The organism is Lysobacter sp. 22409 (assembly GCF_052045105.1).
In the GTDB taxonomy this organism is placed as follows: Bacteria; Pseudomonadota; Gammaproteobacteria; order Xanthomonadales; family Xanthomonadaceae; genus Lysobacter; species Lysobacter antibioticus_B.
Genome location: NZ_JBQEOE010000006.1, coordinates 43,182 through 56,929 on the forward strand (window position 1 = coordinate 43,182; position 13,748 = coordinate 56,929).

The window sequence follows — 13,748 nt, forward strand, 5'->3', positions numbered from 1 at the left end:
CGCGGGCCGACCACCTTGCGTCGCCTCAACCCTGCAGCCCCTTCGCCAATTCGCCGACCGTGCGTAGCGCGGTCTCGATCTTCCGGTCCCACGGCTGCCCGCAACTCAGGCGCATATGGTGGCTGTAGTCGCCACGGTTCGAGAACAAATGCCCGGGCAGGGTGCCGATGCCGCGTTCCAGCGCGGCCTCGAACAAGGCTTGGCCGTCGATGTCGGCGGGCAGTTCGATCCACAAGGTCATGCCGCCGGCCGGTTCGGCCACGCAGGTACCGTCGGGCCAGTGATCGAGTAAGGCCTGCCGATACGCCTGGGCGTTATCGGCGAGGGCGCGGCGCAGGCGGCGCAGGCCGCGTTCGACGTCGTGGCGGGCGAAGTGCTCGATCAGCGCCATCTGCGGCAGGGTCGCGGTGGCGACGGTGGAGAAACTCTTGGTGCGCAGCAATTCCTGCGTGCGGCGGCCGCCGATCATCCAGCCCACGCGCAGTCCCGGCGCGAGCATCTTCGAGTACGAGCCGCAGGTGACCACATGCTCGCCGTCGTCGTAACGGCGCAAGGGCGAGGGGCGTTCGCCGGAGTAGGCCAGTTCGCCGTACAGGTCGTCTTCGATCACCACCGTGCCGTGGGCGGCGCAGGCCGCGACGATCGCGCGCTTGTCGGCGTCGCCGGTGAGACTGCCGAGCGGGTTGTTGAAGTTGGGCACCAGCAGTGCGGCGCGTACGGCATGGCGCTCAAGCAGTTCGCCGATCTGCGCGGCGTCGATGCCCAGGCCGGGACGGTTGGGCACTTCGAGCACGCGCAGGCCTTGCGCGGCGACCGCCTGCAGCAGGCCGTGATAGGTCGGAGTCTCCAGGATCACGATGTCGCCGGGCCGGGTCACCGTGCGCAGGGTCAGGCTGATCGCTTCCATCGCGCCGGCGGTGACGACGATCTCGTCGGGGTCGATCTCGACCCCGCATTGACCGTAGCGTTGGGCGATGCGCTCGCGTAGTTCCGGCAGGCCCTGAGGCACGGTGTAGCCGAGCGCGGTGCCGGGATCGCGGCGCATCACCCGGGTGATCGAGGCGGCCAGGGCCGCACTCGGCAGGAAGGCCGGGGCCGGCGTCGCCGCGTGCAGCGGCACCAGGTCGCGGCGCGACTGCACGTCGAGCACGCCGAGCAGGGCCGGGTTGCGCACCGGCATCGGCGCGCGCGACAGATGCCGGGCGCGCGGGCTGCGCGGCGCCTGCATCGGCGCCGAGCGCACGTAGTAACCCGAGCGCGGACGCGCCTCGATCAGGCCTTCGCGTTCGAGCTGTTGATAAGCCTCGACCGCGGTGGCCAGGCTGATGCGCTGGTCGCGGCCGAGCCGGCGCAGCGAGGGCAGGCGTTCGCCGGCGCGCAGCACGCCGCGCTGGATCTGCCGGCGCATGCGGTCGGCAAGGCGTTCGTAGAGCAGGTCCTGGGCCATGCGACGACTCTCTCGGGGCAAGGGCGATCGCCGTGTTCTCGGCCGGCGGAACAGCACGGTAGCCCGGATCTGTACTGGTCGAATCCGATACTAACTGAATCTGTATCGGTCGGCAGTGTCGGCCTAGGCTGTCCTTCCCCCCCCGCCGTTGCCGCCATGAACGCCGTCACCCCGAGCGAGTCGCGTAGCGCCCTCATCCAGTTGCTGATCGCCGAGTTGTTGATCGGTTCGGTCGGCGTGTTCGTGCACGAAAGCGGCCAGGACGCGATCACCGCGGTGCTATTCCGCTGCGTCTTCGGCAGCGCTTTCCTGATCGCCTGGGGCGGCGCCCGCGGTCTGTTCCGCGGCCTGCTCGGCGAGCGCGCGCTGATCCGTTCGGCGATCTTCAGCGGCGTGCTGCTGGTGCTGAACTGGGTTGCGCTGTTCGCCGGCATGGCGCGCTCGTCGATCGGCGTGGCGACCATGGTCTACCACTTCTTCCCGTTCGTAGTCATGGGCATGGCGGCGATGTTCTACGGCGAACGCACGCGCAGCGCCGACCTGGGCTGGACCGCGATCGCCTTCGTCGGCGTGCTGTGCTCGGCCGACCCGTTCAAGCTGTGGAACAGCGCCGGCAGCGGCTATCTGATCGGCGTCGCCCTGACCTTCGTCGCCGCGATCCTGTGCGGCGCTTCGTTGTTGCTGTCGCGGCGGATCAGCCGCGAGCGGCCGTTCGCGGTGGTGTTGATCCAATGCCTGGTCGGCATCGTCATGCTGGCGCCGTTCGCCGACTATGCCGCGGTGTGGGTGCCGGGCGATCACTGGTTCTGGCTTGCCGGCCTGGGCCTGATCCACAGCGGCGTCTGCTACGTGCTGTTCTACACATCGTATCCGCGCCTGCCGGTGGCGACGATCGCGGTGCTGGCCTTCATCTATCCGGTGATCGCGCTGCTGCTCGACTATCTGGTCTACGGCCACAGCCTGGTGCCGGTGCAGAGCCTCGGCGTGGTGTTGATCGTGATCGGCACGCTCGGCGTGAATCTGAAATGGCAGTGGCGGCGGCCGCAGCCGGTGCGCGCCTGAGCGAATCGGCGCTTATCGTTTTCTCGACCCGATCCGCGTACGCAACGCGGCTCAGTGGGTGCATCGCCCACTCGCCCGGCGCAGGGAGGCGCCGGCGGGGAATTTATCGGTAGGGCGGCGTGCGGCCTGCGATCGAGTCAGTCGGCCAACACCAGGCGCCAGGCGCCTTCGACATCGCCCTCGACCTGCGTCCACGGCACGCACTCGCGGCCGCACAAACGCTCCCAGCCGCGGGCCAGATCGTCGCGGATATCGAGCCAATGGCGTTCGCCGTGATGCAGGCGGGCGCCGAGGCCATAGGTGATGGCGAGCTCGCGGGTTTCGTGGGACAGCGCCGCCGCGGACGCGGCTGTCGGGGGCGGTTCGCACTCGTCGTCGGAGTGGAAAAAGGACAGCCGGTCGGCATTGCGATGCGTCATAAGCTCAGTCCGTTGGCATTCCCCTTGCATCCGCACGATATCGGTTTTCGCCGCGCCGCGTGCACGGAAAAGTCGTCAGCGCACAGACGAAACGCGAGCACAGTCGCAAAGATGCGTACAGGATGTTCAGACAAACGCGCGGCGTTCAGAAAATGCGGAAAAGGCGTAGAGAAAGCTGAACCACGGGTGCGGCTCGCCCTGAACGCGGGAGCCGGGCGACGAGATCCTTGATCGCTGCGCACGGGCAAAAAAACGCCGCCCCCGAGGGGCGGCGTCGCAAGCGCAACAGGCGCTTCAACCCTTGATGCAGACCACCTGGCGCAAGGTGTGGACCACCTCGACCAGGTCGGACTGCGCAGCCATCACCGCTTCGATCGGCTTGTACGCCGCCGGCGACTCGTCGATGACCGCCGCGTCCTTGCGGCATTCCACGTGGGCCGTGGCCTCGCGGTGGTCTTTCAAGGTGATCTGCCGGCGGGCTTCGCTGCGGCTCATCACCCGGCCGGCACCGTGGCTGCAACTGTGGAAGCTGTCGGCATCGCCTTTGCCGCGCACGATGAAACTGCGCGCGCCCATGCTGCCGGGGATGATCCCGAGCTCGCCCTCGCGTGCGCTGACCGCGCCTTTGCGGGTCACCCACAGCGCCTCGCCGAAGTGCTGTTCGCGCTGCACGTAGTTGTGATGGCAGTTGACCGCGGTCTTTTCCAACTGGAACTTCGGCAACTGGATCCGCATCGCGTGCAGGACCCGGTCCATCATCGCTTCGCGGTTGTGGCGGGCGTAGTCCTGCGCCCACGACACCGCTTCGATGTAGTCGTCGAACAAAGGCTCGCCTTTGAGCAGGAAGGCCAGGTCCTTGTCCGGCAGATGGAAGCCGAGCACGCGGTGTTCCAGTTTCAGTCGCGCCAATTCGATGAAGTAGCTGCCGATCAGGTTGCCGGTGCCGCGCGACCCCGAATGCAGCATTATCCAGACCGCGCCGGCCTCGTCGAGGCAGACCTCGATGAAGTGGTTGCCGCCGCCGAGCGTGCCGATCTGTTTGTCGAGCTTGTCGGTGCGCAGCTTGCGGTGCTTGGCATGGATGGCGTCGAGCCGTTGCGCCAGCCCCGACTTGGCCAGGCGCGTGGCATGGCTGTCCGGCAAGCGCCGGTGCTCGCCGCCGCGGCCGTTGCCAACCGGCACGTAGTGCTCGATCGCCGAGCGCAGCTTGGCCAGGCTGTCGGGCAGGTCCTTGGCCCGCAGCGTGGTCCGCACCGCGGCCATGCCGCAACCGATGTCGACGCCGACCGCGGCCGGAATGATCGCGCCGCGGGTGGGCACGACCGAACCGACGGTGGCGCCCTTGCCGAGGTGCACGTCCGGCATCACCGCGACCCAGGGCCCGACATGGGGCAGGGCGGCGATGTTGCGCAGTTGTCGTTTCGCGCCTTCGTCGACCGGCACGCCGCGGACCCAGGCCTTGACCGGCACCGCGCCTTCGTCGGCGTGCAGCAATTCGTAGTTCGATGTAGTAGTCATTCAATGTTCCTTGTGGCGACCGCCGCGGCGGATCGGTCCGCGGTACTTGCCCATCCGGCGCCAGCGCCGTGGGGCGGGTGCGTCGTAGACGTCCGGCAGGTCGTTGTTTCTAAGTCCGTGTTCGAGCAGTTCGTTGCGTCCGAGTTGCCGCTTGCGCTGCGCGTAAACGCCGGCGTCTCCGTAAAGCCCCTCGCGCCGGCCCGCGCAGTCGCCGGCTTGCTGGCCGGTGACGAGGTCGTGGGCGAAGGTACGAACCGTGCCGTGCGCACCGTGACGCGGCTGGCGCTGCCAGGACGCAGGCACGGGTGCCAGCTCGATCGCATACCAGATCCCGTCGATGCGCCGCAGCTGGGCGGTCGGCCCGAGCCTGCGCACCTCCGGTTCCAGCCCTTGCCGGCGGTGTTGCACGTCCCGCGCATGCGCACGCCGCCGTTCGACCCGCAAACGGATCGCCGCTTCGTTGCGCATCAGGCAACCGCTGTCCGGGCACACGTACAGGTCGTGCCAGGATTCGGCCAGGGTCTTGAAGCCACCGTAACGGCGCAAGGCGTACAGCTCGCCGTCGACCCGATGCACCCGCATCGCCACGAAATCCTCGAGATGTTGGTGAATGTGCTGTTGCACGGTATTGCGCCGGTCGACTTGTCCGCACAGTTCCGAGTAGACGAAATCCCAGCGCCGCCCGAGCTGCCGTTCCAGGTAGCGTTGCAGCGGTTTCAGGTTTTCGTTCAACCACTTGCGGCTGCCGTGGCGATATTTCATGCCCTCGTGCAGCGGTTCGTCTTCCGGATCGCGAGCCGGCCGCGCGCGAGCCGAGGTCATGCCTCCGCCTCGTGGCCGTTCGACGATCACTTTGTACATATCCTTACGCATCGCGATTCTCTATCCGATAGTCCGTCGCGCCCTGCGGGCACGACGAGATGGCCGCTCCCTGGGGAGCGGCGTCCGTTATGGGCTTGCGGCCCCGGCGCTATCGGAATCCGGACGGCGATGCCGCCCGGCCCTGCCTTCAGCCGTGGCCCTTGAGGCTGACCAATTGCTTCATGACTCCCTCCAGACCGCCGAACACGGTCAACTTGTCGATCTTCTCGGTGATCTTCTCCAGCGCCTCGAGCTCCTTGAGCCGCATCAGCACCGGGCTGTCCTCGATCAACTTCGCGGTGTTGAGCAGGCTGCGCGTGGCGTTGGCCTCCTCGCGACGGCGGATCACGTTGGCTTGCGCGGTCTTTTCCGCCTGCACCACGCCGTTGAGGATCTCCTTCATCTCGCCCGGCAGGATCACGTCCTTGACGCCGACTCCCAGCACTTCGACGCCGATGCCGGCGACCTGGCCGCGCACGTAGGCGAAGATGTCGGCGTCGAGCGAGGCCTTGTCGCCGAGCAGCTCGTCCAGCGTCTTCGACGAGACCGCCTTGCGCAGGCCGTACTGCAGCTCGCGATAGACGTGCTCGGCGTGCTTGACGACGCGGGTGCGCGCGGCGACCGGGTCGGTCACGCGCACGCTCGCCGCCAGGTTCACGCGCAGCGATACCTTGTCGCGGGTCAGCAACTCCTGGCCCGACACTTCCATCGCCTGCATGCGCAGCTCGATCACCTCGACGCTGACGTTCTTGCGGAAATTCCAGAACGCATAGGCGCCCGGCTCGAGACGGCGCACGAACTTGCCGTCGACGAACAACAGCCCGGCCGACTCGGTCGGCACCGCGCCGGCGACCGCGATGCGGTCCAGGTAAGCGAGCTGACGCAAGCGGTTGGCGACGTCCGGCTCGATCGCCAGGCCGTCGCCGAGGACGATGGTCCGCACTTCGATCTGCGCCAGCCCCTTCCAGTACAGCTGGCGGGTGCCAGGTGCGAGCACATCGTCGATCCTGCCGTTGCGCAGCACCAGACCGATCTCCTGCATGCCCAGGTTGGCGAGCACGAAGTGTTCGTCCAGGCGCGCGCCTAGGCCGGCGATCAGCGCATCGGCGTCGCGCCCGTTGTATTGGGCGTCGACGATCGAATGCGCCGTCACTTCGAGCTGGTGCTGCCAGTTGCTGAGTCGATGCACGCCGGGGCCGAGCACGCGCTCGATCCGGCGGTTGCGGTAAACCAGGGCGCGCTCGGCATCGCCGACCACGACCTTCTTCATCCAGAACATGGTGTTCTCCTTGTGGTTCCGGTGGGCCCGATCCGTGGTGATGGCCGCTGCGACCGAATCGGTCGTCGCAACGGCGCGGTGATCCGTCGTGCGCGAGCGCCGACGAAAGCAATAGGTAGGAAACGCCCCTGGCATCGTCATCGCGAAACCCGCGCGCTGCCGGCGGGAGGCGATGCGGCCCGCGTTCGCGACGTTCCCTGTCGCGAGGCTTGCGCCGCACCGTCGCGCGCCACGAGGGCGCGGGTCCGGCGATGTCGCCGCTGCGTCGTTCCGTTGCGCGCCGCGCGAACGCGGCGTTTGGCGAAACGCCGCGCGGGGCGTTTCCTGGATCGGAACTTTCGTTCCTGATTAACTGCTTGGAAGGCAGTTAGGGATAACGGGACTCGAACCCGCGACCGACAGCATCGAAAGCTGTTGCTCTACCCGACTGAGCTATATCCAAAGACCGACGGATCGGATTCGAACCGATGACCCGCGCACTACGTCGCTGCTCTACCAGGCTGAGCTACCGTCGGTTTGAGAAACATCCATCCGCGGACGTCGGCATACGCCACGGCAATGCCGCGCGCACCGGACGGGCTGCGAGCCCGTACCGCTGTCGTTCGTTTCATCGGATGCTTCGTATTGCCGACTGTCGCCAATCGGCAATGGGTTCGGGCGCAAGCGCCCATGTCTGCGGTTCCACGATCGGCCGCCCGTGCCGAAGCATCGGGACACAGCGCTCGAAGCGCCTCGACGGCTCATCCCCTTTCCTCTCGGATGCTTCGGGGGTATGGACTCGCGTTATTGCTTGGTTTTTCCCTTTGCGGACGCTGAAACTGAAACGCCCCCGGTGGTGAACCGAGGGCGTTCGCGTTCCTCGGGAGATCGGGGCGACCGATCTCCCGTGGTAAAGGGAGTCAGTCCGGCGTGTGCAGAACGTCGAGGCGACCGCGCTTCGTCGACGCGCGATCGAACAGGCCGTGGCACGAGGGCCGCGGTGCGTTCTGTTTGGCGATGTCGAGTGTGAAATGCACGGAAGGAGGTCGGTCGAATGCGTCGCTAGGACGAAGGCCGCGAACGATACGCCCGCGAAAAACCGGATGCAATACCGTTCGTCGCCCCGTGAGCGGTGCGGTGCGATCGAAGGGAGAGAGGTTTCTTCCAATGACGGTGCCGCTCGTTCGTCGAGTGGTTTCGATCAAGCGCGTTTTGCTTCGGCGAGGCGGCGGCTCGAATGCGCTTGCCCTCGCCCCGGTCCTCTCGCGCATCGCGGGAGAGGGCGCCGATAGCTTCGCTGCGGCGGCGGTGTCATCTCTGTGTGCAAGCGATCCTCGCGATCAGCGCGTCGCTGTCGATCACTTCGGCGAACTCCGCGCGCAAGGTCGCCAGATGCGCGCGGCTGACCGCTTCGGCCGGGATCACGCTGCCGTCGGCGTCGGCGAGGTCGAAGCAGAAGCAGGCGTCGGCAACGACGATGGTGCGGTAGCCCAGGTTGCTGGCAACGCGCGCGGTGGTCGATACGCACATGTCGGTGCTGATGCCGAACAGGGCGACGGTGTCGACGCCGAGCCGGCGCAGGCGCAGGTCGAGGTCGGTGCCGATGAAGGCGGCGTTGACCGACTTGCCGATCGCGGTTTCGCCCGGCCGCGGTTCGAAGCCGGGGCGAAAGGCGTTGCCGGGGTGCGAGGGATGCAGCGTCGAGCCGGCATGGATCGAATCGTGGCGGACGTGGATCAGCGGCCATCCGCGTTCGCGCCACGCCGTGAGCAGGCGCTGGCCGTTGGCTTCCATGTCGGGGTTGTTGCGCCGGCCCCAGGGTGGGTAGTCGAAGCCCCGTTGCACGTCGATGGGGATCAGGGCGATGCGGTTCGGCTCGGTCATGGTCGCTCGGGTGATGAGTGGGGTTCAGTCGGCAGGAAGGTGGGGGCCGCCGTAGGCGCGCTGGACGATGGCGATGCGTTGCTCGAAGCGCTGGTACCAGCGGCGGTGGCCCAGGTCGCGGGCGACCGTGTGCTCGGCGTGTTCGCGCCAGGCGCGGATCGCCTGTTCGCTGTCGAAGTAGGCGACCGTGATGCCGAAACCGTCGACACCGCGCGTCGATTCGAAACCGAGAAAGCCCGGCTGGTCGCGCACCAGTTCGGCCATGCGCGTAGCGGTGCGGTCGTAGCCTTCGGCGTCCGCGGCGCTGCGCTGCGAGGAGAAGATCACCGCGTAGTAGGGCGGGGCGGGCAGGTCGGCGAAGCCGGAGGCGGCCATCGGTGCGGGTCCGGTCGGGGTGCGAGGCGATGGCTTATCGTGCGCATTCGCCTGCGCCGGTCTCAACCCGGCAGAATGCCGGTCAGGCCGGCGATAGTGCCGGCGTTCTCGCCGGATGGATGGCCCTTGCGATGAAGACGCTCGACGACACCGACCGCAAGCTGATCGCGCTGCTGCAGGACAACGCGCGCTCGTCGACGGTGGCCCTGGCCAAGGCGGTGGGGCTGTCGCGCAGCACCGTGCAGGAGCGCCTGCAGCGTCTGGAGGCGGCCGGGGTCATCGCCCAATACACCGTGCGCCTGGGCAGCGGCGGCGATCCGCTGCGGGCCTGGTTGTTGCTGCGCTATGGCGAGGGCTTCAGTTGCGACGACGTGGTGCCGCCGTTGGCGCAACTGCCGCAGGTGCGCCTGATCCACAGCGTCGCCGGCGAGATCGATCTGATGGTGCTGGTGGAAACGCATTCGCCGAGCGAGCTGGCGGACCTGCGCGAGCGGGTCGCCGCGTTGAAGGGGGTCGACGACGTGACCACCGTGCCGGTGCTGCGCACCGCCCTGGATCGGTCGTGACGGCGCACGGTTTTGGGTAGGGACGGCGCAAGCCGCGACCGCGGCGTTGCAACGGCCGGCGCAGGTCGCCGCTTACGCCGCTCTGACACGAGCAGCGCTCATTCCGGTTCGACCTCGGCCAGCTTCATGACCCAGGCCGGCGTCTCCGGTTCGCCGGCAAGGACACTCGCCGGCGGGTGCTCTCCGGTCGCCCAGCGGTGCAGCCAGTTGGGGCCGAGCGGGCCGAGGTAGGCGTCGCTGCGCTCGAAGGCGGGGTCGCGCATGGCTTCGTCCAGGTCGACGAAACGGTAGCCGCGCTTGCGCATCATCGCGATCAGCTCGCCATAGGTATCGGCGTTGAGCGCGTTGGCGTGGATCAGCCAGATCTGCGGCAGGGCGTAGCCGAGCAGGGCGACCGATTGGCGTTCGTAGTAGTCGAGTTTGTCGCCCATGTGCTCCACGTAGTCGCCGCGCAGCTTGGCCTTGAGCTTGCGCGCCTCGCGCCTGGACAGCTCGGGCGATTCGCCGACGCGCAGGTAGGCGGTGGCCCAGATCCAATCGGTGTTGTCGGCGGTGACCGGCGCGATGCGGTAACCGTGTCCGGCGAGGAAGCGCTGCAGATCGGCCTTGTCCTGCGCGCTGCGGCCGGCGCGCAGATAGGGATGACGGAACCAGCGCGGCGGCGCGCGGCCGGCGCGTTCCAACAAGGGCCGCAACTGCCGTTCGCCGAGCAGGATGTCGGCCTGGTAGGCCGGCAGACCGACCGCATGCAGGTCGAGGTGGCCGTGGCCGTGGTTGCCGAGCTCGGCGCCGGCGTCGAGCCAGTCGCGCAGCATCGCCAGGCGTTCGGGCTGGACCTGGCCGTCGTGTTCGAGCTTGCCCTCGTTGACGAAACCGATCGCCGGCACGCCGGCGCGCTCGATCGCCGCGACCAGGCGGCGGTGGCCGTCGATCGCCTCGGCGCTCGGCACCGAGGGCAACTGCACCCAGGGCAGATCGTCGACGGTCATGACGATGCGGCGGTCGGGAACATGACCTCGGTCGGGAGCGTNCGCCGGCGACCGACGGCCACGAGGCGGCGACGGCGAACAGGCAGGCAAGGAACAGATGCAGCGATGTGAGCGGACGCATGCGGGGCTCCGGAGCAGAAGCGGCGATCATCGCCGCCTCCGCACCCGCAAGAAACCGCCTTCCGGCCGAGACCGGCACGGAAGGTCTACTACTTTGGTCAATTCAGCTTGCGCGAAATGAAGTAGTAGGCGAGATTGCCCAACCCGCAGGCGCCGAGCAGCACCGCGACCATGCCCGGGGTGGCTTCGCGCCAACCGGTGGCCTCGATGATGCCGAAGGCGAGAGCCAGCAGGACCATGACGATGCCCCAGCGCAAGGCGCCGTGGCGGCGACGGATGTCTTCGTCGCGGGCCATCGAGCGCAACAGCTCTTCGGCGCCGCCGGTCGACAGCAACTTACTGCGGAAGCGCGCGTCCACGACGATCTTGATCGCGAAGACGATGCAGATGAACAGGGTAATGGGGATAAGAAGTTCGAATTCCATGTGGGCAGTCTCTTCGGGTTCGGGTCACGAGGTAATGGATACGGGTACCTGGCGATCGGTTGCAGGCCCGGGCGATGGGGCTGCGGCCGGGGCTGGGCGCGGTGAACTACGCCGGTTACAGGGTGGCCGGCGGGGTCGGCCGGTCCGGCCTGGCCATCCGGAAGTTGACCGTTGTCATATCGCGATGGATATCCTCGTCACTGCAACCGATTGCGCCCTGACCGCATCTTGAGCGGGATGACCGGCCTCCCCATCAACGACGACCGCAGTCTGGTCGCTGCCGTCCTGGCCCAGACGCCGGGCGCTTTCGAGCGCTTGGTGCGGGACTATCAGGGGCTGTGCTGGCACATCATCCAGCGCATGGTGCGGCACCCGGACGACACCCGCGAGCTGTGCCAGGAGGCGTTCCTGCGGGTACACCAGTGCCTGCACCAGTACCGCCACGAAAGCCCCTTGAAGTCGTGGATCGGCCAGGTCGCCTATTCGGTCGCCAAGCGCCATCTCGAACGCAAGCGCATTCCGATCCTCGAAGTCGCCGACGACGAAGACGCCTTGTCGCCGCTCGACATGGTCAGCGACGGCTTCGACCTGGAGGCGGCCTGCGCCGACGAGGAGATCGCCGCCGGGCTGCACGCCGAAATCGAAGCTTTGCCGCCGCTGCAACGCACCTTGTTGACCCTGTATCACCTCGAAGAAGTGCCCATCGGCGAAATCGCCAGCATGACCGGCCTGGCCGAGGGCACGATCAAGAGCCATCTGTTCCGGACTCGCGCCCGCCTGCGCCAGCGCCTCGAAGCCCGGTTGGGAGAATTCGCATGAACCGTAACGGCATTCCTTCCGATCACGAACCGCGTTTCGACGACGAACGCATCGCGCGCGAGTGGCGGCTGCAGGAGCGCGCGCTGCAGGAAGAGCGCGCCGGCATGCCGATGAGCGCCGGCGATCCGCGCCTGGCCCAGTACCGTTTGCTCAGCCGGGCGCTGCGTGCGCCGGTGATGGAGCCGATTCCCTACGGTTTCGCCGCGCAGGTCGCGCGCCGGGCCGAGTCCGCGGCGACCGCCGGCGATCGCCTCGAACGCCTGCTGCAAGGCGGTTTGCTGGGCCTGCTGTTGGTGATCGGTATGGGCATGATGATGGCGACCAGCGCGAACTGGTTGCCGGCGCTGCAGGCGCCGTTGCAGGCCTTGCCGCAAGGCAGCGTGTCCTGGGGGCTGGTGGTCGCGGCCTGCTGCGCCCTGACCTGGGGTTGGGACGGCGCTCTGCGCGGTCTGGGCTTGGACGGCGGCGCGCAAGGCCGCGCCGCGTAAGCAAGGCCTGCGCCATCGCGCAGGCGCGCCGCTGCGTTGTGATGTTGCGCGGTCGTCGACGCGGATCTGTGACGCAGTCGCGGCTCCGAGGCGTTCGTCGGGCGCGCGGCGATCGATTCGCCACTCGCCTGCGGCCCTCCGGACGGGCATCGAACATCGTTTGAAACGCCGCGCCGACGTGTCGCGGCGCACGTGCCTTCCGTGACGCTCGCAGCCTTGCCGCCCCGCGCGCGCAACGGCATCCGACGCGTATTGCGGACACCGGCGATGGTGACGAAATCGCAACTCGTCGACGAAAACGGGAACGGAAGTCGAGTATCGCGACGGGGTGCGCAGTTCATCGCCCTCAGCAGCAGGCGCGTGTCACCCAAGTAACAGCCATCGCCAGACCCCCTAACCAGACTCGCTCTCAGGTGCTCGACACAGGAGAAGCGAGAGATGGAACGTCCCAAGAATGAGCGCGACGACCTCAAGGTCGCCGACGAAATGTTCGCCAACGCTTGGCGGATGTGTTTGCCCGAACTGGAGGCGCGTTCGCGCCGCTTCGCCGACGGACAGCGCGACCAGGCCGAGGAATTGCTGGCCAATACCGCGATCAAGGCCCTGCTGTTCATGCGCCGCGCGCCGCAGACCGTGACCGATCCCTGCGGCTTCCTGTTCGTGGTGCTGCGTCACGTATTTCTCGACAGCGTGCGCCGGCGAGGACGCGACCGCGAGGTGTTCGACCGCAACCGCGAGATCGACAGCGAAGCCAGCGGCTTCGCCCACGACGGCCTGTCGGCGCTGCAGAAGCTGGAACTGGACCAGCAACTCGATCGCGTCGTCGCCGCGGTCTCGCGCTTGAGCCGCGAACAGCGTCGCCTGTTCGCCTATCGCTTCATCGACGATCTGCCGTACCCGGTGATCGCCCAGAAATTCCATATCAACCAGCCGCTCGCGCGCAAGCGCGTGGAGCTGCTGCGCAACCGTCTGAAGACTGCGATGGCGCGCGACTGAGCGCGTTCGAGCGGGCGGGGCGGAGACCTCGTTCGCGGGGTCTGCAAGCGCATCGGTCAAATCTCGTTTCACAACGGTACTGGCCGGGCGTTCCTCCCAATCAGACCCACGACGAATAACGGAATGGACAGCGCAACCCCGGCGCCGGTCATGCCGACCCCTTCAAACCGCACCATTCAAGGACAGGCTCATGGCCGACGAGACCTCCGTCAATTCGCAGATCACCGACGCTGTCACCCAAACCAACGTCAAGGTGGTCGCCGAAGCGCCCGCGCAAGCGATCGCATCCCTCTATCAAGTGTCCAGCCATTCGGCCGGCCTGTCGCTGCAGAACGCCGTACACAGCCAGCAAGTGCTCAACCAGATCTCGAGCGCGGTGGTGTCCAAGGCGGTTGCGCTGATCATGGCGATCGGGGAGAAGCCATGACGCTCGCTGCGTCGGCGCTGGCGCCGGCGAGGCGAGGGCATGAGCCCGTTCCCGCTCGCGACCCTCGTTGTGGGAGCGCCCGGCGATGAAACAA

Annotated in this window: 15 protein-coding genes and 2 tRNA genes; 6 read left to right on the forward strand and 11 right to left on the reverse strand. The window is 67.4% G+C overall.

The features are described 5' to 3' along the window. Nucleotides 1-25: 25 nt before the first annotated feature. Nucleotides 26-1,447, reverse strand: a complete 1,422-nt coding sequence (locus ACTJJK_RS04815) for a PLP-dependent aminotransferase family protein (protein ID WP_440729638.1) — start codon at nucleotides 1,445-1,447, stop codon at nucleotides 26-28. A 156-nt stretch (nucleotides 1,448-1,603) separates the two neighbouring features. On the opposite strand from ACTJJK_RS04815, the gene ACTJJK_RS04820 reads away from it, so the two are divergent. After that, nucleotides 1,604-2,509: a DMT family transporter gene (locus tag ACTJJK_RS04820; RefSeq protein WP_223621880.1), complete on the forward strand. Its 906-nt coding sequence runs from the start codon at nucleotides 1,604-1,606 to the stop codon at nucleotides 2,507-2,509. Between the two features lie 137 nt (nucleotides 2,510-2,646). On the opposite strand, the gene ACTJJK_RS04825 is transcribed toward ACTJJK_RS04820, so the two are convergent. The 8 genes from ACTJJK_RS04825 to ACTJJK_RS04860 form a co-directional block, all read right to left on the reverse strand. Next, the gene (locus ACTJJK_RS04825) at nucleotides 2,647-2,928 is read right to left on the reverse strand and encodes a hypothetical protein (RefSeq protein ID WP_223621879.1); all 282 of its coding nucleotides are present in this window, start codon (nucleotides 2,926-2,928) and stop codon (nucleotides 2,647-2,649) included. A 294-nt stretch (nucleotides 2,929-3,222) separates the two neighbouring features. Beyond that, nucleotides 3,223-4,446: an RtcB family protein gene (locus ACTJJK_RS04830; RefSeq protein ID WP_440729639.1), complete on the reverse strand. Its 1,224-nt coding sequence runs from the start codon at nucleotides 4,444-4,446 to the stop codon at nucleotides 3,223-3,225. Continuing rightward, nucleotides 4,447-5,268, reverse strand: a complete 822-nt coding sequence (locus ACTJJK_RS04835; RefSeq protein WP_440729640.1) for a hypothetical protein — start codon at nucleotides 5,266-5,268, stop codon at nucleotides 4,447-4,449. A 187-nt stretch (nucleotides 5,269-5,455) separates the two neighbouring features. Next, entirely contained in the window at nucleotides 5,456-6,586 is a 1,131-nt protein-coding gene (locus tag ACTJJK_RS04840) for an SPFH domain-containing protein (RefSeq protein WP_440729641.1), read from the reverse strand. 368 nt (nucleotides 6,587-6,954) lie between these two features. Then, nucleotides 6,955-7,026: transfer RNA gene (locus ACTJJK_RS04845), tRNA-Arg, on the reverse strand. A 4-nt stretch (nucleotides 7,027-7,030) separates the two neighbouring features. After that, nucleotides 7,031-7,101: transfer RNA gene (locus ACTJJK_RS04850), tRNA-OTHER, on the reverse strand. Nucleotides 7,102-7,876: 775 nt separating this feature from the next. Next, the gene (locus ACTJJK_RS04855; RefSeq protein WP_031371080.1) at nucleotides 7,877-8,449 is read right to left on the reverse strand and encodes a cysteine hydrolase family protein; all 573 of its coding nucleotides are present in this window, start codon (nucleotides 8,447-8,449) and stop codon (nucleotides 7,877-7,879) included. A 24-nt stretch (nucleotides 8,450-8,473) separates the two neighbouring features. Beyond that, nucleotides 8,474-8,824, reverse strand: a complete 351-nt coding sequence (locus tag ACTJJK_RS04860) for an antibiotic biosynthesis monooxygenase family protein (protein ID WP_440729642.1) — start codon at nucleotides 8,822-8,824, stop codon at nucleotides 8,474-8,476. 131 nt (nucleotides 8,825-8,955) lie between these two features. Here ACTJJK_RS04860 and ACTJJK_RS04865 point away from each other — a divergent pair, with 131 nt between their 5' ends. Further along, nucleotides 8,956-9,390 carry an Lrp/AsnC family transcriptional regulator gene (locus ACTJJK_RS04865; protein ID WP_031371082.1) on the forward strand — a complete coding sequence of 145 codons (435 nt, stop codon included), beginning with the start codon at nucleotides 8,956-8,958 and terminating at the stop codon, nucleotides 9,388-9,390. 98 nt (nucleotides 9,391-9,488) lie between these two features. On the opposite strand, the gene ACTJJK_RS04870 is transcribed toward ACTJJK_RS04865, so the two are convergent. Both ACTJJK_RS04870 and ACTJJK_RS04875 read right to left on the reverse strand, forming a co-directional pair. Continuing rightward, nucleotides 9,489-10,469 carry a polysaccharide deacetylase family protein gene (locus ACTJJK_RS04870; RefSeq protein WP_440729643.1) on the reverse strand — a complete coding sequence of 327 codons (981 nt, stop codon included), beginning with the start codon at nucleotides 10,467-10,469 and terminating at the stop codon, nucleotides 9,489-9,491. Between the two features lie 128 nt (nucleotides 10,470-10,597). Beyond that, nucleotides 10,598-10,924, reverse strand: a complete 327-nt coding sequence (locus ACTJJK_RS04875) for a DUF6249 domain-containing protein (RefSeq protein ID WP_031371084.1) — start codon at nucleotides 10,922-10,924, stop codon at nucleotides 10,598-10,600. Nucleotides 10,925-11,161: 237 nt separating this feature from the next. On the opposite strand from ACTJJK_RS04875, the gene ACTJJK_RS04880 reads away from it, so the two are divergent. The 4 genes from ACTJJK_RS04880 to ACTJJK_RS04895 all read left to right on the forward strand — a co-directional run bounded on the left by ACTJJK_RS04880 (nucleotide 11,162) and on the right by ACTJJK_RS04895 (nucleotide 13,654). After that, nucleotides 11,162-11,743 (forward strand): RNA polymerase sigma factor, encoded by a 582-nt coding sequence (locus ACTJJK_RS04880; RefSeq protein WP_031371085.1) that lies wholly within the window; start codon nucleotides 11,162-11,164, stop codon nucleotides 11,741-11,743. Then, a complete protein-coding gene (locus ACTJJK_RS04885) occupies nucleotides 11,740-12,231 on the forward strand; it encodes a hypothetical protein (protein WP_051884593.1) in 492 nt (163 codons plus the stop codon). The genes ACTJJK_RS04880 and ACTJJK_RS04885 overlap by 4 nt, the downstream gene beginning before the upstream one ends. 438 nt (nucleotides 12,232-12,669) lie before the next feature. Continuing rightward, nucleotides 12,670-13,227, forward strand: a complete 558-nt coding sequence (locus tag ACTJJK_RS04890) for an RNA polymerase sigma factor (RefSeq protein WP_031371087.1) — start codon at nucleotides 12,670-12,672, stop codon at nucleotides 13,225-13,227. Nucleotides 13,228-13,417: 190 nt separating this feature from the next. Beyond that, entirely contained in the window at nucleotides 13,418-13,654 is a 237-nt protein-coding gene (locus tag ACTJJK_RS04895; RefSeq protein ID WP_031371088.1) for a RebB family R body protein, read from the forward strand. The last annotated feature ends 94 nt before the right edge of the window (nucleotides 13,655-13,748 follow it).

What these genes read in the sequence shown, in the direction of transcription:
- ACTJJK_RS04815 (WP_440729638.1), bottom strand. Translation starts at nt 1,447, where the DNA reads ATGGCCCAGGACCTGCTCTACGAACGCCTTGCCGACCGCATGCGCCGG.
- ACTJJK_RS04865 (WP_031371082.1), top strand. Translation starts at nt 8,956, where the DNA reads ATGAAGACGCTCGACGACACCGACCGCAAGCTGATCGCGCTGCTGCAG.
- ACTJJK_RS04860 (WP_440729642.1), bottom strand. Translation starts at nt 8,824, where the DNA reads ATGGCCGCCTCCGGCTTCGCCGACCTGCCCGCCCCGCCCTACTACGCG.
- ACTJJK_RS04820 (WP_223621880.1), top strand. Translation starts at nt 1,604, where the DNA reads ATGAACGCCGTCACCCCGAGCGAGTCGCGTAGCGCCCTCATCCAGTTG.
- ACTJJK_RS04885 (WP_051884593.1), top strand. Translation starts at nt 11,740, where the DNA reads ATGAACCGTAACGGCATTCCTTCCGATCACGAACCGCGTTTCGACGAC.
- ACTJJK_RS04840 (WP_440729641.1), bottom strand. Translation starts at nt 6,586, where the DNA reads ATGTTCTGGATGAAGAAGGTCGTGGTCGGCGATGCCGAGCGCGCCCTG.
- ACTJJK_RS04855 (WP_031371080.1), bottom strand. Translation starts at nt 8,449, where the DNA reads ATGACCGAGCCGAACCGCATCGCCCTGATCCCCATCGACGTGCAACGG.
- ACTJJK_RS04875 (WP_031371084.1), bottom strand. Translation starts at nt 10,924, where the DNA reads ATGGAATTCGAACTTCTTATCCCCATTACCCTGTTCATCTGCATCGTC.
- ACTJJK_RS04895 (WP_031371088.1), top strand. Translation starts at nt 13,418, where the DNA reads ATGGCCGACGAGACCTCCGTCAATTCGCAGATCACCGACGCTGTCACC.
- ACTJJK_RS04890 (WP_031371087.1), top strand. Translation starts at nt 12,670, where the DNA reads ATGGAACGTCCCAAGAATGAGCGCGACGACCTCAAGGTCGCCGACGAA.
- ACTJJK_RS04825 (WP_223621879.1), bottom strand. Translation starts at nt 2,928, where the DNA reads ATGACGCATCGCAATGCCGACCGGCTGTCCTTTTTCCACTCCGACGAC.
- ACTJJK_RS04835 (WP_440729640.1), bottom strand. Translation starts at nt 5,268, where the DNA reads ATGACCTCGGCTCGCGCGCGGCCGGCTCGCGATCCGGAAGACGAACCG.
- ACTJJK_RS04880 (WP_031371085.1), top strand. Translation starts at nt 11,162, where the DNA reads ATGACCGGCCTCCCCATCAACGACGACCGCAGTCTGGTCGCTGCCGTC.
- ACTJJK_RS04830 (WP_440729639.1), bottom strand. Translation starts at nt 4,446, where the DNA reads ATGACTACTACATCGAACTACGAATTGCTGCACGCCGACGAAGGCGCG.